Annotated in this window: 26 protein-coding genes; 3 read left to right on the top strand and 23 right to left on the bottom strand. The window is 69.6% G+C overall.

The window, feature by feature from the left end:
* Positions 1-13: 13 nt before the first annotated feature.
* The 4 genes from ACIBW9_RS21295 to ACIBW9_RS21280 all read right to left on the bottom strand — a co-directional run bounded on the left by ACIBW9_RS21295 (position 14) and on the right by ACIBW9_RS21280 (position 5,053).
* Entirely contained in the window at positions 14-1,363 is a 1,350-nt protein-coding gene (locus ACIBW9_RS21295; protein ID WP_398957191.1) for an AI-2E family transporter, read from the bottom strand.
* Positions 1,364-1,522: 159 nt separating this feature from the next.
* A complete protein-coding gene (locus ACIBW9_RS21290; protein ID WP_398957189.1) occupies positions 1,523-2,206 on the bottom strand; it encodes a transglycosylase SLT domain-containing protein in 684 nt (227 codons plus the stop codon).
* A gap of 419 nt (positions 2,207-2,625) precedes the next feature.
* Entirely contained in the window at positions 2,626-3,951 is a 1,326-nt protein-coding gene (locus ACIBW9_RS21285; RefSeq protein ID WP_398957186.1) for a PhoH family protein, read from the bottom strand.
* 328 nt (positions 3,952-4,279) lie between these two features.
* Complete coding sequence (locus ACIBW9_RS21280) at positions 4,280-5,053, bottom strand: isoprenyl transferase (RefSeq protein WP_398957183.1); 774 nt, start codon at positions 5,051-5,053, stop codon at positions 4,280-4,282.
* Positions 5,054-5,700: 647 nt separating this feature from the next.
* Here ACIBW9_RS21280 and ACIBW9_RS21275 point away from each other — a divergent pair.
* A complete protein-coding gene (locus ACIBW9_RS21275; RefSeq protein ID WP_398957181.1) occupies positions 5,701-6,855 on the top strand; it encodes a winged helix DNA-binding domain-containing protein in 1,155 nt (384 codons plus the stop codon).
* A gap of 3 nt (positions 6,856-6,858) precedes the next feature.
* On the opposite strand, the gene ACIBW9_RS21270 is transcribed toward ACIBW9_RS21275, so the two are convergent.
* The 3 genes from ACIBW9_RS21270 to ACIBW9_RS21260 all read right to left on the bottom strand — a co-directional run bounded on the left by ACIBW9_RS21270 (position 6,859) and on the right by ACIBW9_RS21260 (position 9,476).
* Positions 6,859-7,650 carry a methyltransferase domain-containing protein gene (locus ACIBW9_RS21270; RefSeq protein WP_398957179.1) on the bottom strand — a complete coding sequence of 264 codons (792 nt, stop codon included), beginning with the start codon at positions 7,648-7,650 and terminating at the stop codon, positions 6,859-6,861.
* A gap of 111 nt (positions 7,651-7,761) precedes the next feature.
* Positions 7,762-8,634: an LLM class flavin-dependent oxidoreductase gene (locus ACIBW9_RS21265; protein WP_398957177.1), complete on the bottom strand. Its 873-nt coding sequence runs from the start codon at positions 8,632-8,634 to the stop codon at positions 7,762-7,764.
* Positions 8,635-8,714: 80 nt separating this feature from the next.
* The gene (locus ACIBW9_RS21260; protein WP_398957175.1) at positions 8,715-9,476 is read right to left on the bottom strand and encodes a prepilin peptidase; all 762 of its coding nucleotides are present in this window, start codon (positions 9,474-9,476) and stop codon (positions 8,715-8,717) included.
* 125 nt (positions 9,477-9,601) lie between these two features.
* Between ACIBW9_RS21260 and ACIBW9_RS21255 the strand changes: the two genes are divergently transcribed.
* Positions 9,602-9,979 (top strand): DUF192 domain-containing protein, encoded by a 378-nt coding sequence (locus tag ACIBW9_RS21255; protein ID WP_398957173.1) that lies wholly within the window; start codon positions 9,602-9,604, stop codon positions 9,977-9,979.
* Between the two features lie 28 nt (positions 9,980-10,007).
* Here the strand turns inward: ACIBW9_RS21255 and ACIBW9_RS21250 are convergent, their stop codons facing one another.
* The gene (locus ACIBW9_RS21250; protein ID WP_398957171.1) at positions 10,008-10,856 is read right to left on the bottom strand and encodes a LysR family transcriptional regulator; all 849 of its coding nucleotides are present in this window, start codon (positions 10,854-10,856) and stop codon (positions 10,008-10,010) included.
* Positions 10,857-10,960: 104 nt separating this feature from the next.
* Between ACIBW9_RS21250 and ACIBW9_RS21245 the strand changes: the two genes are divergently transcribed.
* Positions 10,961-11,686, top strand: a complete 726-nt coding sequence (locus tag ACIBW9_RS21245; protein ID WP_398957169.1) for an SDR family oxidoreductase — start codon at positions 10,961-10,963, stop codon at positions 11,684-11,686.
* Between the two features lie 73 nt (positions 11,687-11,759).
* On the opposite strand, the gene ACIBW9_RS21240 is transcribed toward ACIBW9_RS21245, so the two are convergent.
* The 15 genes from ACIBW9_RS21240 to ACIBW9_RS21170 all read right to left on the bottom strand — a co-directional run bounded on the left by ACIBW9_RS21240 (position 11,760) and on the right by ACIBW9_RS21170 (position 24,264).
* Positions 11,760-12,143, bottom strand: a complete 384-nt coding sequence (locus ACIBW9_RS21240; RefSeq protein WP_398957167.1) for a hypothetical protein — start codon at positions 12,141-12,143, stop codon at positions 11,760-11,762.
* A complete protein-coding gene (locus ACIBW9_RS21235) occupies positions 12,140-14,158 on the bottom strand; it encodes a PrsW family glutamic-type intramembrane protease (protein ID WP_398957165.1) in 2,019 nt (672 codons plus the stop codon). The genes ACIBW9_RS21240 and ACIBW9_RS21235 overlap by 4 nt, the downstream gene beginning before the upstream one ends.
* A gap of 265 nt (positions 14,159-14,423) precedes the next feature.
* Positions 14,424-14,957 (bottom strand): GNAT family N-acetyltransferase, encoded by a 534-nt coding sequence (locus ACIBW9_RS21230; RefSeq protein WP_398957163.1) that lies wholly within the window; start codon positions 14,955-14,957, stop codon positions 14,424-14,426.
* Positions 14,958-15,050: 93 nt separating this feature from the next.
* Positions 15,051-15,443, bottom strand: coding sequence for a hypothetical protein (locus tag ACIBW9_RS21225; protein WP_398957160.1), 393 nt, complete (start codon positions 15,441-15,443; stop codon positions 15,051-15,053).
* Positions 15,440-15,721 (bottom strand): Arc family DNA-binding protein, encoded by a 282-nt coding sequence (locus tag ACIBW9_RS21220; RefSeq protein ID WP_398957158.1) that lies wholly within the window; start codon positions 15,719-15,721, stop codon positions 15,440-15,442. The genes ACIBW9_RS21225 and ACIBW9_RS21220 overlap by 4 nt, the downstream gene beginning before the upstream one ends.
* Positions 15,722-15,853: 132 nt before the next feature.
* Positions 15,854-16,513, bottom strand: coding sequence for an OmpA family protein (locus ACIBW9_RS21215; RefSeq protein WP_398957157.1), 660 nt, complete (start codon positions 16,511-16,513; stop codon positions 15,854-15,856).
* A gap of 8 nt (positions 16,514-16,521) precedes the next feature.
* A complete protein-coding gene (locus ACIBW9_RS21210) occupies positions 16,522-17,106 on the bottom strand; it encodes a hypothetical protein (RefSeq protein WP_398957155.1) in 585 nt (194 codons plus the stop codon).
* 34 nt (positions 17,107-17,140) lie between these two features.
* On the bottom strand, positions 17,141-17,743 hold the full coding sequence (locus ACIBW9_RS21205) for a pilus assembly protein TadG-related protein (protein ID WP_398957153.1): 603 nt from the start codon (positions 17,741-17,743) through the stop codon (positions 17,141-17,143).
* Positions 17,743-17,940 (bottom strand): hypothetical protein, encoded by a 198-nt coding sequence (locus tag ACIBW9_RS21200; protein WP_115906185.1) that lies wholly within the window; start codon positions 17,938-17,940, stop codon positions 17,743-17,745. Before ACIBW9_RS21200 ends, ACIBW9_RS21205 begins: the two co-directional genes overlap by 1 nt.
* A gap of 160 nt (positions 17,941-18,100) precedes the next feature.
* A complete protein-coding gene (locus ACIBW9_RS21195; RefSeq protein WP_398957151.1) occupies positions 18,101-19,042 on the bottom strand; it encodes a response regulator in 942 nt (313 codons plus the stop codon).
* A gap of 32 nt (positions 19,043-19,074) precedes the next feature.
* Positions 19,075-20,598, bottom strand: coding sequence for a sensor histidine kinase (locus ACIBW9_RS21190; protein ID WP_398957149.1), 1,524 nt, complete (start codon positions 20,596-20,598; stop codon positions 19,075-19,077).
* A gap of 19 nt (positions 20,599-20,617) precedes the next feature.
* A complete protein-coding gene (locus tag ACIBW9_RS21185; RefSeq protein ID WP_398957647.1) occupies positions 20,618-21,505 on the bottom strand; it encodes a DUF5936 domain-containing protein in 888 nt (295 codons plus the stop codon).
* Positions 21,506-21,546: 41 nt separating this feature from the next.
* Positions 21,547-22,491 (bottom strand): type II secretion system F family protein, encoded by a 945-nt coding sequence (locus tag ACIBW9_RS21180; protein WP_398957147.1) that lies wholly within the window; start codon positions 22,489-22,491, stop codon positions 21,547-21,549.
* Positions 22,492-22,527: 36 nt separating this feature from the next.
* A complete protein-coding gene (locus ACIBW9_RS21175) occupies positions 22,528-23,865 on the bottom strand; it encodes a CpaF family protein (protein WP_398957145.1) in 1,338 nt (445 codons plus the stop codon).
* A gap of 24 nt (positions 23,866-23,889) precedes the next feature.
* Complete coding sequence (locus ACIBW9_RS21170; protein WP_398957143.1) at positions 23,890-24,264, bottom strand: TadE/TadG family type IV pilus assembly protein; 375 nt, start codon at positions 24,262-24,264, stop codon at positions 23,890-23,892.

The raw sequence follows: 24,264 nt of genomic DNA, 5'->3' as shown, positions 1-24,264 counted from the left end.
CGTGGCGCTCGTTTCAGGGGCTGTCGCCGGGGGCTGCGCCCTCAGACCCCGCTTCGGCCTCAACGGCCTCGTCCTCAGCCGCCGGACGGGCTGAATGAGGCTGATCGGCGGGGAGCAGTCCGGCCGAGTAAGCCCTCAAGTACCCCACCACCGTGTTCGTCACCGCCACCAGCGGTACGGCGACCACCGCGCCGCCGATTCCGGCGACCATGCCGCCCGCAGCGACCGACAGGACCACCGCGAGGGGGTGGACGCGTACCGCGCGGCCGAGGATGAAGGGCTGCAGGATGTGGCCCTCGATCTGCTGGACCGCGAGGACCACCAGGAGCGTCATCACGGCCGTGAACACGCCCTGGGTGACCAGCGCGACGACCACCGCGAGCGCGCCGGAGGCCACCGCGCCGACCAGCGGGATGAAGGAGAACAGGAAGATGAACACGGCCAGCGGGACGGCCATGGGGACGTTGAGGAAGTAGATGCCGAGGCCGATGAAGATGGCGTCGATCAGGGCCACCAGCACCGTGCCGCGCACATAGGCGGTCAGCGTGCGCCAGGCCCGCGGGCCCGCGCCCGCGACACCGGGGCGGGCCGCCGCCGGCACCAGCTTCAGCGTCCACTCCCAGATGCGCCGGCCGTCGTAGAGGAGGAAGAGGGTCGAGAAGAAGGTCAGCAGGATGCCGGTGAGTGCCTCGACGACGACCTGGACGCCTTCCAGACCGAAGGACGTGATCTGGTCGGTGTTCGCGCCGACCGCCTCGCGCAGGTTCTTGGCGATCTGGTTGATCTGCTTGTCGGTGACGTGGAAGGGGCTCTTCAGCAGCCAGTTGCGCAGGTCGTCGATGCCGTTCTGGATCTGGTCGGAGAGGTTGTCGATGTTCTCCATGATCTGCCAGGTCACGAACCAGCCCAGCAGCCCCATCACCACGAAGCCGAGGACCGCGGTGAGCGCGGTGGCGGGGCCGCGCGGCACGCCGTGGCTCTTGAGGCGGGCCACCGTGGGCTGCAGCAGCGCCGTGATGAGCAGGGCGACCACGAAGGCGAAGACGACGAGTTGTACGGCGCTGATGATCCGCATCAGCACCCAGACCGTGCCCGCGAGCACCAGCAGCCGCCAGCCGGCCTCGGCGGCTACGCGCACGCTCCACGGCACGGCCTGCACGGGGTCGGGGCGTACGACGGGCGCGGGCGGCGGCGCTTTTGCCGCGTGGGGCGGCGGAGCCTCCGCGGCGGCCTTGCGGGGCGGGCGCGGTGCGTCGTCCGCGGCGCTCTCCCGCTCCACTTCGGCGCGGCGCTCGTCCAACCGCTCACTCACCTCGGTCAGACCGGCACCGATGCGGCCGAGCCACCCTGGCACTCGCGACATGATCCGTCCTCTTCCCCCGCGTCCCCGGGTGCTCCCCACCACTCCCCCCTGGAGTCGTCGCATCGACCGTACAGGGCAACAGCCCCTCCCCCTATGACGGGGAGGGGCTGTCGAAGGTTGAGAGGCCGGACCGCGGGTCTCGGCGGCTCCGCTCCGGGCCTAGTACCAGTGGTTCGCGGCCCAGAAGGACTGCGCCGCGCACGGGCTGCCGTAGCGGCTGTTCATGTAGTTCAGGCCCCACTTGATCTGCGTGGCCGGGTTGGTCTGCCAGTCGGAGCCGGCCGAGGAGTACTTCGAGGCGGGCAGCGCCTGGAAGAGGCCGTAGGCGCCGGAGGAGGCGTTGACCGCGTGGTAGTTCCAGCTGGACTCGTGGTCCACGATGTAGCTGAAGCACTGGAACTGGCCGCTCGGCACCATCTGCCGTGCCATCGCCTGGATCTCGGCGACGGAGTACGAGCTCTGGATCGGGAAGTCACCGGCGCTGCGGCTGGCCTTCTCCTTGGCCTCGGCGCGCTCCTTGGCCTCCTTGGCAGCCTTCTCCGCCGCCGCCTTCTTGGCGATCGCGGTGTCGGCGGCAGCCTTGCGGGCGGCCTCCTCGGCGTCCTTCTTGGCGCTCGCGTCGGCCTGGATGGCCTGGGCGTCGGCCTGCTGCGTCAGGGAGGCGGTCTGGACCTGGGCCTGCTGGCCCGCGGGTATGTCCGCCAGGAGCGTCGCGTCGCTTGCCGTCGCCTCGGCGTCGTTGGGCTGGGCGGTGCTGCCCGAGGCAACTCCGACAACGCTTCCGACGGCGGTGACCGCGGTGGCCGAGGCCACTGCGAATCCCCGGACCGAAATCCGGCTCACACGGTTTCCTTCCAGCATCGCCCGCTTCGGTGACCCTGGCGGACGCAATCGTGCCCCTGACTCTGGCCTCCCCACTCATGGGTCACGGGAGGCGCGGGCCCGGTGGGCAACTCCCGCGAGGGGAGCGCCGCGTGGTGCTCGGGCGGCATACGACGACGCTGTGGAGTTAGCTGTGGTGCTCGTGTGGTGCCGTACCGCTGGGGGTACAGGTGTGTCGTATGCGGGGCCTGACAGGAATGAGACTCTGCCGTAACCGGACGCCGGGTGGCAATTCTGAGTTGCGTGTGAAAGCTCACATCCCGTTTGACCCCAGGGATTTCGAGAAACAGCAACACGCGAAGGCGCCGCCCCACTAGGCTCACAGCCTTTGTGGGACGGCGCCAACTGGCCTTGATCTATCTCAGAGTTGACCTTCCGTCTCAGATCTGCCCGTCTTCGAGCATTTCGGTCACAAGCGCAGCGATCTGGGACCTCTCGGACCTGGTCAGCGTCACATGCGCGAAGAGCGGATGCCCCTTCAGCTTCTCGACCACGGCGACGACACCGTCGTAGCGCCCGACACGCAGATTGTCCCGCTGTGCCACGTCATGGGTGAGAACCACCCGTGAATTGGCGCCGATTCGGGACAGAACGGTCAGCAGTACATTCCGTTCCAGCGACTGCGCCTCGTCCACGATCACGAAGGCGTCGTGCAGCGAGCGCCCGCGGATGTGGGTGAGGGGAAGGACCTCCAGCATTCCGCGTGCGGTGACCTCTTCGATGACCTCGCGGCTGGTGACCGCGGACAGCGTGTCGAAGACCGCCTGCGCCCAGGGGCTCATCTTCTCGGCCTCGGAGCCGGGGAGATAGCCGAGTTCCTGCCCGCCGACCGCGTACAGCGGACGGAAGACCATCACCTTCTGGTGCTGGCGCCGCTCCAGCACCGCCTCGAGCCCCGCGCACAGCGCGAGCGCCGACTTGCCGGTGCCGGCCCGGCCGCCCATGGACACGATCCCGACGTCCGGGTCGAGGAGCAGATCGAGCGCGATCCGCTGCTCCGCGCTCCTGCCCTTGATGCCGAAGGCCTCCCGGTCGCCGCGCACCAGGCGGATGTTGCCCTCGGCGGTGACCCGGCCGAGCGCCTTGCCGCGCTCCGACTGGATGGTCAGACCTGTGTGCACGGGCAGCTCGGACGCTTCGGGCACATACACGTGCCCTTCCTCGAAGAGGAGGTCCACCTGCTCGCCGGGCAGGGTCAGTTCGGACATTCCGGTCCAGCCGGAGGAGTCCGTGATGGCGAGTTCGGCGCGGTACTCCTCGGCGAGGAGACCGACGGACGAGGCCTTGATCCTGAGCGGCAGGTCCTTCGACACGACGGTGACGTCGAACCCCTCCGCCTGCAGATTGCGGGCGACCGCGAGGATGCGGGAGTCGTTGTCCCCCAGGCGGTAGCCGGTCGGCAGCACGCTGGGGTCCGAGTGATTGAGCTCGACACGTACGGTGCCGCCGAGATCCCCGATCGGGATGGGGGCATCGAGGCGGCCGTGCCGGACCCGGAACTCGTCGAGCAGCCTGAGGGCCTGCCGGGCGAAGTAGCCGAGCTCGGGATGGTGCCGCTTGGCCTCCAGCTCCGTGACCACGACGATGGGGAGCACTACCTCGTGCTCGTCGAAGCGGCTCAGGGCGTTCGGGTCGGCCAGCAGGACGCTGGTGTCGAGAACATAGGTGCGCCGGTCTGGCTTGTGGCGCTTTGTGCTGGTCACCACGGAAGGACGTACCCCCTCGGATGAGGTCGGGGAGCGACGGAGTGGAGCTGGGCCGGTCGACGGCCGCGATGCACGGGCCGAAAACCGGCCCTCCGCCTGTTCTTCCGTGCTGGAACCGCACGGTCGGGCTGGTGCAAAGGGCCTCCCGGGCGGACGGCCCCGTGCCGCCCGCTGAGATCCGACACCCGTGGTTCGGGCATCGACCTGACTGGCTTATGCCCTCGAACATGCGTCACCATGCCGACGCATATGACGGCGCCCTGGTGAACTCCTCGTTACATGTGCCCCAAATCGGGGTACTCGCGCCCGCTTCAGGGGGTACAGCGTGTCAGCCGCCGTAACGCCGATGTCGCGCCGCGTAGTCACGCAGGGCGCGCAGGAAGTCGACCTTGCGGAAGGCCGGCCAGAAGACCTCGCAGAAGTAGTACTCGGAGTGCGCGGTCTGCCAGAGCATGAATCCGGACAACCTCTGCTCACCGCTGGTACGGATCACCAGGTCGGGGTCGGGCTGGGCGCCGGTGTACAGGTGGCGGCCGATCATGTCGACGTCGACGGCCTCGGCGAGGTCCTCCATCGAGGTGCCCTTTTCGTGGGCGTCGAGGAGCATCGAGCGCACCGCGTCGGCGATCTCCTGGCGGCCGCCGTATCCGATGGCGACGTTGACCAGTATCCCGTCGATGCCGGCGGTGGCCTCCTCGGCCTCCTTCAGGGTGGTCTGCATCTGCGCCGGGAGCAGGTCCGGCGTGCCGACGTGGTGCACCCGCCAGCGGCCGTCGGCGGCGAGGGTCTTCACGACGTCCTCGATGATGCCGAGGAGCGGGACGAGCTCTTCCTGGGGCCGGTCGAAGTTGTCCGTCGACAGCAGCCAGAGGGTGACGACCTCGACGTCCGTCTCGCTGCACCAGCCGAGGAACTCCTCGATCTTCTCGGCACCGGCCCGGTGTCCGTGCTCGGTGGAGGAGCCCGCGGCCTTCGCCCAGCGTCGGTTGCCGTCCATGATGACGCCGATGTGCCCCGGCACCTGAGCGTGGTCCAGGTGGCCTTCCACCCGGCGTGCGTACAGCCTGACCAGCAGGCCGCGCAGCTTGTCGCGCAGGTTCACGTGATTGTCAGCCCCTCCGTACGGATCGGACAGGCGCGGCCCAGGAGTGTGGAGGGCGATCCTGTCCGTATGGCGGTCCCCGGAGGCGAAGCCTACCCCCGGCTCCACCACGGCTCCCTCAAGGGGTGGTGGGGCGCACAGAAAACGGGCCGGTCCGTGGGGGGGAGACGGACCGGCCCGAGGGGGGGTTTCCACCATAACCCTTCGTAAGTGCTGCTGGGTGCATCGGCGTGCCACAACTACTCTCCGAATTCGAACGGCGACGCGCCGATGGCCATGGAGGGGCAGTTTCATGGCGGGCTCATGGCCGGATCGCAGCGGATTTCCAGGGGAAACGTGCGGGAAGCGCAGTGATCTGGAGGGTTTGCCGCGTCTTGGGGCTTGTTCGGCGAGTTGTCCCCGCATCCCCCAGCCGGGTGAACCGGCCCACGAACGCCGATTTGACGGGGATACGGCACCGCGCAGCCCCCTCCACGGCGCGGTGCCGCCGCGCAGCTTTGCTCACGCGAATTACCTTGGTCTGAACTTACGTGACGCATGGGACTGGAATCGACTCGGGGGGATAACGATGTGGAAACCGCCCGCGTTCGCGCACGGAACGTCCAGCTAGGACAGAAACTGTCCTGCTTGGGTCCTACGGTCGTCCCATGAGCCTGAGGATCAGCTGGAACGAGGCGAGCGCGCGCCGACTGGAACGGCAGTTCCTGGCCAACCCTGCCGAGCCGGGCACGACGGTCGCCGATGTGGTCGACGCGATGCTCGCCGCGCATGCGCAGGTGCTGTCGGCGGCCGAGGTGTCGGTGGGGGTGCGGACGGCCAGGACGACCCGGTCAGCGGTGCGTGCCGCACTGTGGGACGAGCGGACGCTGGTGAAGACGCACGGCCCGCGCGGGACCGTACATCTGCTGCCCGCGCGCGAACTGCCCCTGTGGTGCTCGGCCCTGCCTGCCGTTCCGTCCACCGCCAGTCCGTTCGCACCGGGCGTACGGGTCACCGAGGAGCAGGCACGGCAGATCGTGGCGGCGATCGGGGACGCCCTGGAAGGGGTCGCCCTGACCATCGACGAACTGAGCGAGGAGGTCGTCGCGCGCACCGGTTCCTGGGCCGGCGACCGGGTGATGCCGGCGTTCCAGGACCTGTGGCCGCGCTGGCGGCAGGTGCTGCACCGGGCCGGTCAGTCCGGCGCCCTGTGCTTCGGCCCGAACCGCGGCCGCAAGGTGACGTACACCCGCCCGCCGCACTTCACCCCGCTGCCGCCGGACGAGGCGGTGCGCGAGCTGGTGCGCCGTTATCTGCGTGCGTACGGCCCGGCGACCCCGCAGAACTTCGCCAAGTGGCTGGCGGCGCCCGGTGGTTGGGCCGCAGCGCTGTTCGGCACGCTCGCCGCGGCGGGGGAGATCGAGGAGGTCGTCTTCGAGGGGGCGGGGGGCTGTTGGGTCGTGGCGGGCGACACGGAGTTCCCGGAGGGGCGGCTGCCCGGGGTCCGGCTGCTGCCGTACTTCGACGCGTACGGCATCGCCGCGCAGCCGCGGGAACTGCTGTTCCCGGGGGCCGCCTACGAACGGGCGCTGGCGGGCGGCCAGGCGGGCAACTATCCGGTGCTGCTGGTGGACGGCGTGGTGGCGGGCGTGTGGCACCAGCGGCGCCGGGGACGTCGTACGACCGTCACGGTGGAGCCACTCGGACGGCTGACGGACCGGCAGGAGCGGGAGCTGGGCGAGCAGGTGGAGCGGGTGGGCGAAGTACTGGAGGCGCAGGCGGAGTTGGTGATCGGGGAGGTGACGGCGGGAGCGCACGCGTAGGGCTCATCGGCGGTGCGGCTTGCGGGCCTCGACCAGATGGCGGGTGCTGTGCGCGACGAACGGGCCCTCGGACTCGATCCGTTCGTGCAGGGCGCGGAGCCGGTCCTCGTACGCCTCGACCGTGAAGTCCGGGACCATCCAGATCACCTTGCGGAGGAAGTGGACGACGGCTGCGATGTCGTGGAACTCGACGCGGAGCCGTTCGGCGCGCAGGTCGACGATCTCCAGGCCCGCGGCTTCGGCGCCTGCGCGTTCGTGGTCGGGGTGGCGGGTGCTGCGGGACTCCTCGGGCTGGGGGCCGAGGAAGTACTCGACGAGTTCGAAGACGCTGTTCGGGCCGACGTGCTGGGCGAAGTAGCTGCCACCGGGCTCCAGGACACGGGCGATCTCCGTCCAGTGCGGGGTCACCGGGTGCCGGCTGCTGACGAGGTCGAAGGCGCCGTCCGCGAAGGGCAGCGGGGCGTCCTCGGGCACGGAGACGACCACGGTGCCGTGGGGGCGGAGCAGGGCGGTGGCCTTGGCGGCGTTCGGCGGCCAGCCCTCGGTCGCGGCGGTGAGCACCGGTGGCTTCGTGGCCCGGCCGAGGGCGAAGTGCAGGACCTCGCCTCCGCCGGTCTGGATGTCGAGCGTGGCGGTGGCTTTGGCGAGGCGGTCTGCCAGGGAGACGGCGTAGCCCCAGGAGGGCCGCGCTTCCGTGGCCCGCCCTGCGAACCACGAGAAATCCCAGCCGTCGGTGGGGACGGCGGTGCCTTCGGCTACGAGGTCCTCGAAGCGCCGGTTTCCCTTACGGGGCATGAGTGATGTGCGGTGAGGGGGCATCTGTGGCTCCGTCGTGGCTGGTCGCGCAGTTCCCCGCGCCCCTGTAGGGGCGCTGCCGAACCGTCGCGGACTTTGCGAACCCTGCGGTCACGGGACCAGCGGCCTGACCTGTTGTGCCGCGAACCGTACGAAGCCCTCGGGGTCGGGTTCGTCGCCCGTCGGCTGCAGGATCACCCTGTCGGCGCCTGCGTCCGCGAGCCGCTGCACGGCCTTGGCGACGGCACCGGCGTCTCCGGCCACCCCCAGGTCGGGCACGGACTCCAGCCCCTCGTCGGCGAGTTCGGCCCGGAGTCGGGCGGCGGCGTCGGGGCCGGTGGCGGTGAGGAGGTACACGACCACCTGGTGCGGGTCGGTGCGACCGGCGGACTCGCGGCCCTCGTCGATGAGCCGGCGGGCCCGCCGTACTCCGTCGGCCGTGGTCGACGCGGTGAGGACCGTGCCGTCCGCCGCCTCCCCGGACAGCCGCAGCGAACGCGGCCCCGTGGCGCCGGCCAGCACGGGCACGGGACCGGCGGGCGGCCAGTCGAGCGCGACGTCGTCGAGCCGGACGTAGCGCCCCTCGGTCGTCACCCGCTCCCCGCCGAGGAGGGCCCGCAGTGCGACCAGGTGCTCACGGAGCAGTGTGACGGGCGACTCGACCCGCGCCCCTACCTGCCCCATCCAGTCCTGCACCCCGTGCCCCACCGCGACGACCGGGCGTCCCGGGAACATCCGGTGCAGCGCGGCGGTCTCCATGGCGGTGATCGCGACGTTGCGCAGCGGCACCGGCAGCAGCCCGACGCCCACCCGCAGCCGCTCGGTCCAGGCGAGGGCGGCAGCGGCCGTGGAGATCCCGCCCTCCCGGAAACAGTCCTCCCAGAGCCAGAGCTCTTCGAGGCCGCTCTCGTCCGCGAGGCGGGCGACGTCCCTGAGTCGCTCGGGAGGCAGTTGGGGGCGGAACACGGCACCGAGTCCAGTCATGTGTTCTTCCTATCCGGACGGGAGCGAACGGGACAACTCCTTTATGCACCGCAGCCTTTCGGTATGCGGAGTGCGCGCCGTCAGGCCGCCGCGACGGCGCCCAGCAGCAGCCCCGTGAACGCCCCGCCGATCATGAACGGGCCGAACGGAATGGCCGACTTGCGGCCCGCGCGGCGTGCGAGAACCATCCCGAAGCCGTACAGCGAGCCGTACAGAAGGCCCGCGAATGCCCCCGTCAGCAGGATCTGCCAGCCGTACCAGCCGAGGGCCGTGCCCAGGGCGAGGGCGAGTTTCACATCGCCGAAGCCCATGCCGGACGGGTGGACGAGGAAGAGGACGAGGTAGGCGGCGCCCAGGGTCAGGCCGCCGAGGAGGGCCGTGGGCCAGGATCCCGTGGCGGAGGGGAGGGCGGCAGCGACACCCAGGAGCGCGGCGGTCGTGGCGGCCAGCGGCAGCGTCAGGACGTCGGGGAGGCGGTGGACCCGGTGGTCGACGAGGGTCAGCAGGACCGCCACGGGGGTGAGGAGCACCCAGACCGCCGTCCCGGGGTGGGGCCCGGCCGCGGCGGCAAGGGCCGTACAGGCGAGGGCGGTTGTCGTGGCGACGGCCGGCGTGCTCGGGCCGTAGGGACCGCACGGCCCTGTCCCCTCTGCCCCTTCGGTTCGTCGGCAGGCCGCCCTGCCCAGCCAGCCGGAGAAGGCGCCCGTGATCCGGTGGCCTGCGGGGCAGCGGTCGCTCCACGGCTGGTCCGGGTCGACCGAGAGGCGGTGGGCGGCGCGGGGCAGGAGCAGGCCCGCTCCCGCGCCCCACAGGGCCGCCACGAGGGTGAGGAGAGTGCGCACGGCGGGACCCTATGCCCGGCGCGGGCCGGGTGGCACGGGCCCGTGGGCCCATCGGGGCCCACGGCGGTGGGGAGCGGATACCTTCGGTTCCAGGCAGCGGACGGCGGCGGTGAGGGGGCCTCGGAGTGGGGCGGCAATGGGCGGACGGGCCAGGGAAGCTGATCGTGCGTACGGGGGGTGGCGGGACGGGCGCCGTGGCCGTTCCGCTGGAGATCGCCACCTCCTACCGCGCCCGTACGAAAGGGCTGTTGGGGCGGGACTCGGTCGACGGGGCGATGCTGCTCTCCCCCGCCAACAGCGTGCACACGTTCCGGATGCGGATGCCCATCGACGTCGCCTACCTCGACCGCGACCTGACCGTCGTCGCCGTGGTCACCATGAAGCCCTGGCGGCTGGGGCTGCCCCGGCCCCGTTCGCGGCATGTGCTGGAGGCGGAGGCCGGGGCGATGCAGGGGTGGGGGGTCAGGGTGGGGGCCCGGGTGGAGGTGCAGGTCGGCGGTTGAGAGGGTCTGAGCTTCCCCGGCGGTTCTGCTAGAGCCGTGTCGCCGTGCGGACCAGGCCCGCGACGGCTCGGGAGCGGCTGTGCGGTGGCCAGGCGATGACCGTCGTGACCTTCGGCGCGTCCAGAACCGGCACGGCGACGACGTCGTCGCGCAGCTGGCCCCGGCTCGACTCCGGCGCGATCCAGCAGGCACGGCCGAGCGCGATCAGCTGGTACAACTGCGCATGGTCCCGGGCCTGCGGTCCCGGGCCGTCGGGGTACTTGCCGTCCCGGCCGGGCCAGCGCGGCATCGGCAGATCGGGCAGCTCTCTGACGTCGGCCATCTGCACATGGGGCCGGGCGGCGAGGGGATGCCCGGCCGGCAGAAGCGCGACCTGTCGTTCCGTGCAGAGCTCTTCGGTGTCGAGCCCTGCCGTCGCGTCGAACGGCAGGTGCAGCAGGGCCACGTCCGCGCGGCCGTCGCGCAGCAGTCGTTCCTGCTCGCCGATTCCGCACAGGAGCACCTCGACGGGGGCTGCATCGGGCTCGGCGGCATACGTGTCGAGCAGCTTCGCCAGCAGTTCGCTGGACGCGCCGGCCTTCGAGGCGAGGACCACTCCGGCCTGGCCGCCGACGGCGAGGGCGGCGCGGCGGGTGCGACGCTCGGCGGCCTCGACCGCGTCCAGTGCCGCGCGGGCCTCCCGCAGGAGCACCGCCCCGGCCTCGGTCAGGGTGACCGTGCGGCTGGTGCGTTCCAGCAGGACCGCCCCGAGGCGCCGTTCGAGTTGGCGGATCGTCCGCGACAGCGGGGGCTGTGCGATCCCCAGCCGCCGTGCGGCCCTGCCGAAGTGCAGCTCCTCGGCGACGGCGACGAAGTACCGCAGTTCACGCGTCTCCACGCCGCCATTTTACCGGCCGGGACCGGGACCGATACCCGTGCGGTATCGGTCCCCACCCGATTGGTGTTGGCCTGCTCCCGCCGGGCCGGGACAGGATCGACCGTATGAGCGAACAGACGATCGCGCTGGTGACCGGCGCGAACAAGGGAATCGGCTACGAGATCGCGGCCGGGCTGGGTGCCCTCGGCTGGAGGGTCGGGGTCGCCGCCCGGAACGAGGAGCGGTGCGAGGCCGCCGTGGCGAAGCTGCATGCGGGCGGCGTGGACGCGTTCGGCGTACCGCTCGACGTGACCGACGACGCGAGCGTGACCGCGGCCGCCGAGCTGCTGGAGGACCGCGCCGGAGGCCTCGACGTGCTCGTCAACAACGCCGGGATCACGGGCGGCATGCCGCAGACGCCCACCACGGTCGACCTCGACACGGTGCGGGCGGCCGTGGAGACCAACGTGATCGGCGTCATCCGCGTCACCAACGCGATGCTGCCGCTGCTGCGCCGGTCGGCTTCGCCGCGGATCGTGAACATGTCCAGCAGCGTCGGCTCCCTCACCCGGCAGACCACTCCCGGCAGCGAACCGGGCCCGATCGCGGTTGCCTACTCGCCCTCGAAGACCTTCCTCAACGCCGTCACCGTCCAGTACGCCAGGGAGCTGCACGACACGAACATCCTGATCAACGCCGCCTGCCCCGGCTACTGCGCGACCGACCTCAACGGCTTCCGCGGCGTACGCACCCCGGAACAGGGCGCGGCCATCGCCATCCACCTGGCGACCCTGCCGGACGACGGCCCGACGGGCGGGTTCTTCGAGGACGCGGGGGTGGTGCCGTGGTGACGTGACGCGAACGTCCGGCTGAATCGGCTCCGCCGTGCAAGGACGAAGCAGCCCGGCCCGAGCAGCGCGGCGCCTACGGCCAAGTCCTGACGACAGGTGGAGCCGACGCCACGTCAATCGCTCCCCAGTCTCCCTCCACATGGAAAACCGAACCATTCCAGAAGAGCGCATCGATACCACCGAAGTCCTTGGCCCCGGAGGCGTCAACGGCCGGAGGCGTCCCCTGGTCGGCCCACATCAGGTTCCGCACGTTCGGGAATTCGATCGTCGCCCGCGCGTAACAGTGCTGCTCACCGGGGGCAGGCGGGTGGTACGCGGGGTGCTGGGGAGCGAGAACCAGTTCCACCTCAAGAACCAGAAGTCCCGGGGTAGCTTTGACCTCCAAGACGAAACTGTCCTCCAGGTAGACATTCGCAAATCCATCCAGCTGCGCATAGTCGACCTTTTCAGCGTTCATGGCAGATCCCAAGTGATCGGCGTGTGGTTACCCGGACTCTTCCTTGTGACGAGATTCCCGTTCGGATCAATTCTCTCCCCTTGGGCATTCCTGATTTCCACATGCGGCATGTCGCTGCCCGGAGCACGGCTACTCCCCTGCTTCAGCGTCACGCGGACTATCCCGTTCTCATCGACGAACTTCGGCGGGCCGTTCTCTGTCTGTGTCTCCGTCCACCCCTGCTCGCGCGCCCATTTTGCGATACCGGATGCCGTCCGCTGTCCTCCGATCGCGTCGCCGGAAGCAGCCGGAGCCTGCTTCGCAGGAGAGGTACCCGGAGATTGCCCGGTCCCGCCGCCTGCGCCACTAGTCCCTCCGCCGACTGCCCCAGCAGCCATCAGGGCGATGCCCGTCGCGCCGAGCCGCGCAGCCAGCGCAGCCCCCACCGCGCCTTCGCCCCACGCGGAGACACCGGCAAGCGCCAACCCGGCTCCCGGCGGAAAGAGGGCGAGCAGGGAGAGAAGAAGTAGGGCGAAGCCCAGGTAGACGAGGAAGTGGTTCAGGGCGTCGAGGAGGTGGGCCGGGGGAATGACCCGCCCGTCGGGGCCGGCCGGACCGGCGCTGCGCCAGACCAGGAGCGTTCCGATCGTCGCAGAGGCCAGCGCTGAAGCGAATCGCAGACGATGAGTGGCAAGTTGCTCTCCCAGCGGGTGATCTGCTGCCTGCCGCCAGGTGCGCAGCAGGATGGCCAACTGCCAGGCGATCCACACCAGGGCGGCCATCGCGAAACCCAGCAGGATCTTGGGGCCAGCGCCGGTGGTGAAGTAATCCTGGAGCCCGGCCGTCGACTTGAACGAGCCGACGCAGAGGAAGAGGACAGACGGGAGCAGCAGGACAACCGGGATCAGGGCTACGAGCCGTCTGCGGCCGTCGCCCGCTGCGGCTCTGGCCGCTCTCACGCGAGCGCGTATGTCGGCAGTGCGCCAAGCCCGTTCATGGTCGGTGGCGTCGATCCGTGTCGCGATGTCGGCCACGCCTCGGCGTAACGGCTCGAGGGCAGGAGGCGGGGTGCCGGCCGCTGCGTAGCACAGGGCACGCCGCAAGCGTACGAAGCGCAGCGCGATCAGGAGGGTCCACGGGATGCGCCGGCTTGCGTAGCGGATCAGCACGGCAGCGGTGTCGCTGTCCGCCCGCTCCGCCGACAGCAACAGGCCAGATATTCCCCGCTTTCCCCGACGCAGGCAGACCCAGTCGGCGGCCATCGCCAGGAGCAGTGCCGCCAGAGGAGCGAGCCACAGCTCGCCGTCCAGGTGTTCCAGCCACTGCTTGGCCTGTCTGTCGGTCGGATGCTGGACGACATAGTTGTTCAGGGTGTGATGCGCCACGGACGCCGCGAGCGGAACCACCGCCAATGGCTTCACCCAACTTTTCAACCTCCACAGAAGGCCAACTCCCAGTCCCGCCAGGGCTGTCCAGGCCAGATGGTTGAAAGTGGGGACGGCGATGTCACCGGTCTGTCCCAGGTCCAGTGAGGCCGCCGGAGAGGGCAGCCAAGAGGTGAGCACCTGGCTCGGGCCGGGGATGTACGGCGGGGTGAGGCTGTCCGGGACGATCCAGCCGCCATGGCGTGCAAACGCCCGATCCGCGTCCAGGGAGTAACGCAGCAGCGACTCCAGCAGACCGAATCCAGCGCCCAGCCCGGCTCCCAGCACGGTGAAGTCCGCCAGGCCCCACTGGCGCCGCACCTTGGCATGCAGCCCCACGAGCAACAGCGGCAAGACCTTTACCAGTTCCTCCACCCAGGGAGCCGTGGTGTAGGACGTCGTATTCACGACCTCGATCAGAGACTGGCCGGTCCGGTCAGCGATCACCCTGGTGTATGCCAGTTCCAGCAGGGCCACGGCCGTTCCGCAGACGTAGACACCCACGATGAGCGCCAGCAGCACCGTGGCGAGGCGCACCGAGCGCGTTGGATACGACAGCACGAACAGCTGGACGACCCCGTACATGGCCGCGGCCATCATGAGTACGGTCACGCAAGCCCCCGCTCCCCCAAAGCAAGTACGTTGCTGACGCGAACATCATGTCAGTTTGGCCAGTCGATGACTACAACGATTAACTGGCACTTGTTTCTGGGGGATTAATGGTGTGGGTGGCGATCCGAGGAGTGCACATCATTCGCCTCCATGAACCTGCCTGCCAGGGATAGCGCGACGGCAGGGCCTGGAGATCACGGCAGGCAAAGTCGACCACGTGCCGTAGCCCCTCCTCCCCCGGCATCAGAGGCCTCAGCTCAGATGCTCAAGCCGAGGGACTCAACTCAAGGCGCATGCGCACATAGTTCGCGGCAGCCGGACCGGGCCGATGGTGCCCGTCGGGCTTCCATCCGTGCCGGGCGTAGAACGCCTGGGCCCGGTTGTTGCGCTCCCACGCTTCGAGCACCCCGGTCGTAAGGGACGCATCGCGAAGCTGCTGCACGAAGGCCCCGTGCAGCAGGCTGCCAATCCCGCGTCCCCAACTCCCGGGGTGGACATGGATCTGGTAGAGCTGACCGGCAGCCGCGGCGTCCACGTCAGGGTCCAGCGGCGGTCCCATCGCCAGGATGCCTACGGTTTCGTCGCCTCCTCGCACGGCACACAGCACCGTCGTGGTGTCGCCCTGGAGGGCACGCATCCACATCTCCCGGCGACGGGAACGCGCCTCGGGAGAGGTGAGATCCGCATCCGAGAATCCGCCCGCCCGGTAGTACGCGGTGCGCGCCTGCGTGTGCAGGTCGGTGATCCGGTCCAGGTCGTCGAGGGCGGCCGGCCGCAGCAGAGTTCGGGAAGTCGTCACGATCAGACGACGCGGCCGGCTCGATGCGTGGTTCCACTATGAGGGTGCTGCCGCCGGGGCCTCCTGACGGCAGCACAACAGTCCAGCGGCTCGTCATCGGTTCAGGTCCATGACGCCGACTCCGAGCCCGGAATAGGCCTCCGGCGTGACGGTCGCCACCACCGCCCCGTCAGGGAGCATCGGGTTCGGCCGCGCGGAATGTACGGCTGCCGCAACACCGAAGCGCACGCCGTCGCGGCACAGCTCGGCCACGGTCACAGCCATTGCGTAGTCGTCATCGATGACGCGGAGCACGTCCAGCAGCACACCGGCGTGGGCGACGATCCCCGCGCGCTCGCGCTCAGCCTCCAACAGACACAGGACCGGCACCCACAGATACACGTCATCGCTGGCCGCCGCAGCATGGATGAGACCGGAGACCTGCTTGTTCCCGCCCATTGCCTGCAGCGTGGCACTGTCGAGCACATAGTGTTCGGTGAAGTTCACCGGGACGACTCCGCCTCCGCCAGGGCAGCCCGGTGAGCGGCGGTGGCTTCACGCATCTTGCGTCGCATCTCCGCGGACTCCTCGTCTGTCACGTAATGCCCGAACCGCTCGGCGAGCAGAGCACGGGTGCGGTCGGCCCGCTCCTTGATCTGCTCGGGAGTCAGCGTCTGAGCAGCTATCTCCTGCATGAGGGCACGGAGACTGGTGCCCCTCGCCTCCGCCACTGCGGCGAGCTGGTCCCGGACTTCTGCAGGTACGCGGATCATGACATCGGACATACCGCGAGTATACGTCGCGTATACGTCCACCGTCGAGACGCCCTTGCCCCTCTCACGGCAGCTCGCCCGACGCGGATGCGCCGTCGGGGCGGCGCGGGCCCCGGTTCGTTCCCGTTTGTCACGCGGTCTGCGTCAGCTGCCGCTCTCACTCCGCGGGAACGTGACCTCTACCCGCCGGTTCTTCCTCCGTCCGGCCTCCGTGGAGTTGTCGGCGATCGGGTACTGCTCGCCGTAGCCGCGTACCTCGAAGGTGATGTTCGGGTCGTGCAGCTCCTGGTCCAGGACGTCCTGTACGGCGTTGGCGCGTTGCCGGGAGAGGACGTCGCCGTGGGCCGCCGAGCCCAGGTTGTCCGTGAAGCCGAAGACGCGGACCTTTGTCGCGTTCTGCTTCTTGATCTCGTCGGCGATCGCCGCGATACGGGACTTCGACTCGTCGCTCAGTTTCGCGCTGTCCTTGCTGAACAGGACCTCGGCCTGGAGGGCGAACGTCACGTCGCTATTGGTGTCTTCACGGCGTTCCTCGCCGCCCTGGTCCTCTACGACGGATTTGATGTCCAGGACTTTGGGGGCGGCGAGCGTGGCGCCCTCGGGGAGCTTGAGGTCGGGGTCGTTGGGGTCGACTTTGACGGGGGCCGAGGCCGTTGGTTCGGTGCCGGGCGGGACGCTCGGGGTGTCGTCGGCATGGGCTGTTACGGCGCCGAAGAGGTTGGTGGCGACCATGAGGGAGGCGGCGGTGACGGCGAGAGCGAGGCGGGGTGCGCCCGCTCGTGCTGGGGTGCGGGTGACGGTCATGGCCGGCCTCACCCAGAGATCGCGATGTCAGCGGGAGCGAACATGGGCAGCTGGAAGGAAACTTGGGTCGTGTCCGTGGGCGGTGCGGGGAACTGCATGAACACCGGCACGGTTTCGCCCGACTTGATGGAGGTGATGCCAGTGGTCGTCAGCGGGCGGCCATCCGTGTCACGCAGGACGTAGTAGCGCTTTTTCCCCTTGGAGTCCACCAACGTGGCCCCGCCGAGCGATCGGCCGTTCCTGATGATCTCGGTCTCGTTGCCGCTCAGCTGCGCGGGAAGGGTGAGCGTCTTGCCGCTGTCGTTCTTCAGCACTCCGCTGACCGTGACGAATCCGCCCGAGTCCCGCTTGGCGGAGGTGATCTGAAGTTGTAGGCCGTTCGGGCCCTTCAATTCGGCCAGGGGCTCGTCCGACTGCCCCTCCTGAGCACTCGCGTTTGATCCACTGCTCCTGGTGGCGGACGCCGACGTGTCCGGCTTCTTGTCTTCGCCACCACCACCGCTGCCGCAACCGGCCACTCCGATGGCCAAACCGGCCGCAACGGTCAACGCGACCATCCCCCTACGGGCCTTCGCAGTGAACCGAATGCTCATGACTCCGCTTCCTTCATCACTCGTCGTTCGCTTGTCAGTCGGCCAGATGGACATCGAAGAGGTCCTCGGGACCCGGCAGGCCGGCGGGGTCATCCGGGTTCAGGTGGTCCCAGATCCTGTTGTCCTTGCAGGTGAGCTTCGGCAGCGGGTTGCCTTGAGCATCGCCATCGGGGAGCTGACAGAGCGGCTCGATCACAGCCTTGGCTGACGCCGTCGCATACCGGCTCTCCGTACCGGGGACGATGGAGTCCCCGACGGTCTTGTTCGTCTCGACTTCGACCGTGTAGCTCAGGTCCAACGGTTGCGGGGAGCAACGACCGTCGAGAACATGTGAGTCGTTCTGCTCAGCGAGCTGGTTCGCACGCCAGCACCCGTTGAGTTGCGCCGCGTTGCCGTCGAGGATGTCCTGCCACTTCGTGGGGTCGCGTACGACGTCCAACCACTGTCCTGCGAGCTTGTCCCGGGTGTCCTGGGCCGCCGCAAGGGCAGCTGCGTCGGCTGCTGTCTGGGCGCCGTTCCGTGTCGCCGCGGCCTGGCCGACCGCAAGGTACGCGAACGCGAGAAAGAGCAGGCCCGCCACCACCGTGATGTAGATGGGGAAGGCCTGCCCTGCGTCGTCGTACCTGTGGCGTCGCATCAGCCGCCGGTGACTCGGGTGATCTGGTCCGTGATCGCGTTGAAGATCGTCTGACCGATGTCCGTACCAGTGATCGCCAACACGATCGCCACCACCACCGCGATGATCCCCAGATACTCCACCGCCGTCTGTCCCTTGTCGTTGCGGGCGGCGCGGGTCTGCAGGTACGCGACAGTGGTGTTGATCCAGTTGCTCATGGTGTTCCCCTCCGGGTCGGATCTCCGTGCCGCTCTCGGCACGAGAACCGTACGGTGCAACACCCCTCCCGCCGAAGGGTCCCAGGGCCCAATCATGGGCCCAGAGCGAGGCCCGGCTGCGAGCTCGGTACCGCCCGTTCCCCCCTGCCCTCATCTCGGCTCACCCCACCCCTCGGCCCGAACCGGGCGCCGTGCCGAGCCATTTGGCGGCCGCTTCCGCGCGGCTGGTGCTGTGGAGTTTCGCGAAGATGCGGTTGATGTGGTTCTTTACCGTCTTCTCGCTGATGAAGCAGGTGGCGGCGATCTGCTGGTTGTTCATCCCGGACGCGATGAGGTCCATGATCTCCGCCTCCCTCGTGCTCAGTTGGAACCTTGCCCTGTCGGGAGCAGCCACCGGACGGCCACCCGACCATCCAGACGACGACTGTCCCACACTCGGTTGCACCTGCGAAAGGTTTTTTGAAGAAGTAGTGGAGGTCGGGGGCGGGGGCGCTTCGAAATCCGCTGATGAAGCGGGGTGTTCAGTAGTCGCACCCGGATGTGCGCGGTGCTCATTTTCGTATGCAGTTGCACTACCCAGGCCCTCTGGGAGCGGAGGGCCTCCCTGACTCTGACGCAGTTGCGCCAGCAGCGCCCCGGCCGCCGTCGAAGTGAAGTGGGCCCTGCCCTCCTTGATGTCCCATACCGCCGCGACCAGTTGGTCCGCGGTGAACTCGCCGTGGACCAGATAGCCGCCTGCGCCCCTGCGCAGGGCCTCCTGGACGATCTCCGACTCCCTGCTGTACGTAAGCATCACGACCGGGGCGATCTGTACGAGGTACGGGAGCGCCGAGATGCCGTCCACGCCGGGCATACGGACGTCCAGGAGGACGACGTCCGGGTGGTGTTGGAGTGCCGCTTCGTAGGCCTGGCGGCCGTCCGCCCCTTCCGCCACCACGGTGATGTCCGCACGGCCGGAGAGGAGGGCGGTGAGGCCTGCCCGGACGACCGGGTTGTCGTCCGCCACCACGACCTTCAGCGGGGCGGGCGAGGGGACGGCCTCGAACGGGTTCTGCGGTGGCGGCTGCTGGGGACCGGTGCGGGGAGTCGCGGGATCCGGCATGGGGCAGCCTCCTCTCGTGTCGTGGGGGACGTTCATGTCGTCACGGCCGCCAGGGGCAGTTCCAGGCAGACCTCCGTGCCCTTGGTGTGGGCGCCGCGGCCGATGCGGATGCGGGCGCCCACCGATGCCGCGCGCTCGACCATGCCGACCAGGCCGAAGTGACCTTCCCTGCGCAGTTGTTCGAGGGTGGTGCCGGAGGGCAGACCGGGGCCGTCGTCGTGGACGCTGATGCGGAGGAGGCCGCCGTGGACACCCGCGTGTACCTCCACCCGGGTCGGGGCCGCGTGGCGGTGGGCGTTCTCCATGGCCTCCGAGGCGATGGTGAGGAGTTGGCGGGCCACGGCCGGTGGCATGGGCGGGACAGCCTCGTCGCCGGTGGAGCGGTAGGCGGCGGGGACGCCCGTGCGGGTGGTGAAGTCGCGGGTGCGGGCGGCCAGTTCGACGAGGACGTCGGTCGCGTGGTCCGGGTCGGATTCGCGGCGCAGGTCCGCCAGCAGCTCGCGGGATTCGGCGGCGGCTCGGCGGGCCGAGCGGGCGACCAGTTCGGCTTGTTGCTTGACCAGCTTCGGGTCCAGGTGGGGGCTGCCCGCCGAGGCTGCCAGGCCGTCCGCGGCCAGGGCCACGCCATGGAGGGTCTTCGCCACGGAGTCGTGCATCTCCCTGGCCAGACGGGCCCGTTCGGCGCTGACTGCCTCGGTCACCGCCAGGCGGGCCTGCATGGTGGTCAGGGCCTGCGTTGCGGCGCCGAAGCGGAACATGAGGTTGCGCAGGGCCGAGCCGACCGCGCCTGCGATCACGCACAGGCCGGGCAGGAGCAGGGTCTCCGCGGGGCGGCCGGAGTGCAGGTCCCGCGCCGCCGCGTGCACGAAGAAGAGGATCAGGGACTGGAGCGAGGCGAAGACCGCGGCGCCTCGCCAGCCGTAGACGATGCCGGCCAGGAGCGGGGTGCAGACGCTGACGTAGGCGAGGGGGGTGTCCGGGCCCGCGGAGATCAGGAGCAGCGAGCCGAGGAGCATGTCCACGGCGAGGAGCGTGGGGTGCCGCAGGAGCAGGGGCCCGAAGCGCTCCCAGTCCCTGAAGAGGACGTAGGAGCCCATGAAGGTGACCACGACCGCCGCGCCCACCACGCGGGTGGCCAGGCCCGGCGCCGCGTGGAGGAGGGCGGCGGGGGCCGCCAGCGCGATCATGGCGAGGCGGAAGCCGAACACCTGGCGGCACATGGCCTGGAGGGCGTTGACCTGGAGGGGGAGGGCGATGTCGCCGGGTGCGGGGTCCGGTGCGGGTGCTTGGGTGGGCACCCGGCCTTCGTCCAGGCTCGGGCCACCCGCACCACCCGCACCACTTTCGTCGTCGAGTGCGAGCGGCCCCTGTGGGGGTCGACCGTCATCGGCGACTTCGGGGCTCCGGGTGTGCGGTTGCGCGGGCAGGGCAGGCAGGTGGGTGTGGGGCGGCAGGACCGTGGCCGCCGGTGGGGTGGTGATCTCCGGGGGCTTCGGGCGTCGTCGTAGCAGCCGTGTGCGTTCCTGGCGGCCCGCGCGTTCCTCTGTCGTCGCCATCGTCCTCGTCGCCCCGTCCCTACTTGCCCGTGAGTGAGCCGAAGTCGGTGCCGGAGCCGAGGATCAGTCCGGCGCCGAGGAGGATCATCGTGGCCGGGACCATGAAGGTGGTGATCATCATGGTGGCCTTGGGGACCGCTCGGGCCGCCTTGCGGCGGGCGTTCTGCGCGTCCGTGCGGCGCATGTCCTTCGCCAGGGCCACGAGGGTGTCCACGATGGGGGCGCCCAGTTCCTCGCCCTGCTGCAGCGCCGTCACGAACATCGCGACCTGTTCGGAGTCGTTGCGGCGGCGCAGCTCCGTGAAGGCCTGGCGGCGGCTCATGCCGAGGTCCATCTGGCGCAGCGTGATGCGCAGTTCGTCCGCCCAGGGGCCCTCGTACTTCGAGGCCACCCGGTCCAGGGCCTGGCGGAAGCCGAGGCCCGCGCTCACCACGACGGCGAGCACGTCGAGGAAGTCCGGCAGGGTGCGCTCGATGACGTCCTTGCGGATGCGGATCGCCGACCAGATGCCGACCTCCGTCCAGAACGCGCCGAAGGCGAACAGGACCAGGGCCAGGATGAAGTTGCCCTTCATCAGGAACACCAGTCCGCCCACGCCGCCCAGGAAGCCGTAGACCGCGCGGCGGGCCGCGTAGCGGTCGATGGTCAGGCCGCCGGGGTTGCCCGCGAGGTCGATCTTGCGGCGGTACCTGGCGACCAGCTTCGGGCCCATCAGGCGCAGGACCGCGGGCGCGTAGCGCATGCCGAGGCGGTCGATGAGCGAGTCGACCGCGCCCGTGCGGGTCGAACCCACCTCCAGGGCGAGCACCAGGTCCCCGGGCAGCTTGGCGTCCGCGCGGTACATGCGGATGCCGGCGAAGATGCCCCAGACGCTGAGTCCCATCACCAGTGCCAGCAGAAGTCCCACTCCCATGGTCCTCCTCCCTCCTTCTCGTACGCTCGGGCGACTCAGACGTCGATGCGGGACAGGCGGCGGATGAGGATGAAGCCGACCGCGTAGAGAGCGAAGGCGATGATCACCGCGGCCTGTCCGACGGGGGAGCCCGTCATACGGTCCAGGGCGCCGTGCTTGACGCCGTTCATGAGGAACAGGGAGCCCACGCCGAGCACGGGGACGGCGTACGAGGTCATGTTGACCTGGGAGAGCTGGGTGCGGACCTCACGCCGCGTCTCCTTGCGTTCCTCCAGCGTGTCCGTGAGGTTGCGCAGGGCGGTGACCACCTGTCCGCCCGCCCGGTTCGACAGCACCAGCGTCGTCACCAGGACGACCAGTTCGCGTGACGGCAGCCGCTCGGCCAGTTCGCCCAGTGCGTCGTCCATGGAGGCGCCGAGCGCCAACTGGTTGGCGACCTTGGCGAGCTCCTCCCCGGCCGGCGCCTCCAGTTCCTCCGCCGCCATCCCGATCGCGGTGCGCAGGGCCAGTCCGGCCTGGGTGGCGTTGGCCATGATCCGGGCCAGCTCCGGCAGTTGGTTGATGAACTTCTCGATCCGCTTCTGCCGCTGCCAGTTCAGGAACTGCAGCGCCACCCAGATGCCCAGCAGACCGGCCAGCGGGCCGAAGAAGGGCGCGAGGGACGCCTGGCCGACGAGCCACAGGCCCGCCACCGTGGCCAGCATGTAGACGAAGAACTCGCCCGGAGTGATGTCCAGGCCCGTCGCCGCCAGCCGCAGTTCCAGCTTCCTGCCGAGCTTCGTACGGCGCAGGCGCCGGTCCAGGTTGCGGAAGCGCCGGCGGCGGCCGCCCGCCGGTATCTGCCCGGCGGCCGAGAGGCGGTCGACGAGTGCTTGGCGCTGGGCCTTGCCGGTGGCGTAGGAGTGCAGGCCGATGACCGCAAGGACGCAGGTCAGCAGGGTGATGCCGGTGGTGAGCAGGACTAGGGTGTGCAGATCCATCGGGCGGTTCCTACCTGGGTTCCATCGGGACGGTTCCTACCTGGCTTCTCGGATGGCGAGCTGTGCTGCGGACTCGGCGACGCCGAACGCCTGGGGAACCGGCTGGCTCGCCATGTAGAGGCGGTCCGCGGTGCGGCGTGGGAGCGGGAAGTACTCGAAGGCGCCGTAGATGCGGCCGTCGGCGGCCATCGGCCGGGCGTTGAAACGGGCCACCGTCGCCAGGCGGTACGGCTCGCTGCCGTGGCTGTCGAGGATGGCGATCTCGGTGATGCGGCGGGCGCCGTCGGCGAAGCGGGTGAGCTGGATGATCACGTCGATGGCGCTGTTGATCTGGTCGTGCAGCGCCTCGAAGGGGACCTCCACCTCGGACATCGATGCCAGGGTCTTCAGTCGCATCAGCGCGTCCTCCGCGCTGTTCGCGTGCACCGTGGCCAGGGATCCGTCGTGGCCCGTCGACATCGCCTGGAGCATGTCGAGGGACTCACCGCCGCGAACCTCTCCGACGACGATGCGGTCGGGGCGCATACGCAGGGAGTTGCGCACCAGGTCGCGGATGGTGACCTGGCCCTTGCCCTCGACGTTCGGGGGGCGGGACTCCAGCCGGATCACATGGCTCTGCTGCAGCTGGAGTTCCGCCGAGTCCTCGATGGTGATGATGCGCTCGGTCTCGGGGATCAGGCCCGACAGCGCGTTCAGCAGCGTCGTCTTGCCCGTGCCCGTCGCGCCCGACACGATCACGTTGGACTTCGCATGCACCAGCCCCGCCAGCAGATACAGGATGGGCTCGTCCAGTGAGCCGAAGCCGATCATCTCCTGGAGCGTGAAGGAGCGCGGGAAGCGGCGGATGGTGAGGGTGGCGCCGGTCAACGACAGCGGCGGGATGATGACGTTCACTCGCTCGCCGGACGGGAGGCGGGCGTCGACCATGGGGTTCGACTCGTCCACGCGCCTGTTGACCGTGGAGACGATCCGCTCGATCGTCTGCATCAGCTGGTCGTGGGAGGGGAAGCGGAGGGGCAACTGCTCCACCCGGCCGCCTCGTTCGACGAAGATCGCGTCCGGGCCGTTCACCATGATCTCCGTGATCGACGCGTCTTCGAGCAGCGGCTCCAGGATGCCGAGACCCAGGGCCTCGTCCACCACCCTGCGGATCAGCTGCGAGCGCTCGACCGTGGACAGCACCGGGCCCTCACGGCTGATGATGTGCCCGAGCACCCGCTCAAGGCGGGCGCGGCGCTCGGCCGCGGCCAGCGCGCTCATCTCCGCGAGGTCGATCTCCTCCAGCAGCTTGGCCCGGTAGGAGGCGACCAGGTGGCCGTCCTCGCCCCGGTGGCCGTTCTCCTCGGGGGTGTTGATGCGTGCGCGCAGGCTCATCGTCGGTGGCTCCTTGTTCCTGCGTCAGCCGGTCGTCGTGCCGGTGGTCGAGTCGAGCGGCATGGTCGCGGTCCTCTTGGCGGGGCCGAAGTCCCAGCCGGGGACGATCTTCGGGATCTGGACGGTGGCGGTGACGGTGACCGTGTCACCACCCACCACGGCCGGGCAGTTCACGGACAGCCAGTCGCTGACCGCATTCACACACCCCTCCTGAGCTGTCCCGGGCTTCAGCGATTCCGCCCGCGCCCCGGCCCGGGCCGCCGTACCCGCCTGCTGAGCGGCGTAGGCGATCAGACCCAGCTGCACGACCGCCATGCCGACGATGAGCAGGATGGGCAGGAATCCCAGGTATTCGAGGGCGGCTTGGCCCCGGTCGCGGTCTTCGCGGTCGTACGACAT

It is taken from the genome of Streptomyces sp. NPDC049541 (assembly GCF_044465725.1).
Lineage (GTDB): Bacteria > Actinomycetota > Actinomycetes > Streptomycetales > Streptomycetaceae > Streptomyces.
The sequence above is the reverse complement of the archived record's forward strand: the minus strand, read 5'-3'. Positions and strand labels throughout refer to the sequence as shown.

Bases quoted from the DNA above. Each gene is read 5' to 3' on its own strand.
- ACIBW9_RS21200 (WP_115906185.1), bottom strand. From the start codon at position 17,940: ATGAGCAACTGGATCAACACCACTGTCGCGTACCTGCAGACCCGCGCC.
- ACIBW9_RS21245 (WP_398957169.1), top strand. From the start codon at position 10,961: ATGAGCGAACAGACGATCGCGCTGGTGACCGGCGCGAACAAGGGAATC.
- ACIBW9_RS21275 (WP_398957181.1), top strand. From the start codon at position 5,701: ATGAGCCTGAGGATCAGCTGGAACGAGGCGAGCGCGCGCCGACTGGAA.
- ACIBW9_RS21195 (WP_398957151.1), bottom strand. From the start codon at position 19,042: ATGCCGGATCCCGCGACTCCCCGCACCGGTCCCCAGCAGCCGCCACCG.
- ACIBW9_RS21205 (WP_398957153.1), bottom strand. From the start codon at position 17,743: ATGCGACGCCACAGGTACGACGACGCAGGGCAGGCCTTCCCCATCTAC.
- ACIBW9_RS21220 (WP_398957158.1), bottom strand. From the start codon at position 15,721: ATGTCCGATGTCATGATCCGCGTACCTGCAGAAGTCCGGGACCAGCTC.
- ACIBW9_RS21170 (WP_398957143.1), bottom strand. From the start codon at position 24,264: ATGTCGTACGACCGCGAAGACCGCGACCGGGGCCAAGCCGCCCTCGAA.
- ACIBW9_RS21180 (WP_398957147.1), bottom strand. From the start codon at position 22,491: ATGGATCTGCACACCCTAGTCCTGCTCACCACCGGCATCACCCTGCTG.
- ACIBW9_RS21295 (WP_398957191.1), bottom strand. From the start codon at position 1,363: ATGTCGCGAGTGCCAGGGTGGCTCGGCCGCATCGGTGCCGGTCTGACC.
- ACIBW9_RS21190 (WP_398957149.1), bottom strand. From the start codon at position 20,598: ATGGCGACGACAGAGGAACGCGCGGGCCGCCAGGAACGCACACGGCTG.
- ACIBW9_RS21240 (WP_398957167.1), bottom strand. From the start codon at position 12,143: ATGAACGCTGAAAAGGTCGACTATGCGCAGCTGGATGGATTTGCGAAT.
- ACIBW9_RS21270 (WP_398957179.1), bottom strand. From the start codon at position 7,650: ATGCCCCGTAAGGGAAACCGGCGCTTCGAGGACCTCGTAGCCGAAGGC.
- ACIBW9_RS21215 (WP_398957157.1), bottom strand. From the start codon at position 16,513: ATGACCGTCACCCGCACCCCAGCACGAGCGGGCGCACCCCGCCTCGCT.
- ACIBW9_RS21175 (WP_398957145.1), bottom strand. From the start codon at position 23,865: ATGAGCCTGCGCGCACGCATCAACACCCCCGAGGAGAACGGCCACCGG.
- ACIBW9_RS21265 (WP_398957177.1), bottom strand. From the start codon at position 8,634: ATGACTGGACTCGGTGCCGTGTTCCGCCCCCAACTGCCTCCCGAGCGA.
- ACIBW9_RS21210 (WP_398957155.1), bottom strand. From the start codon at position 17,106: ATGAGCATTCGGTTCACTGCGAAGGCCCGTAGGGGGATGGTCGCGTTG.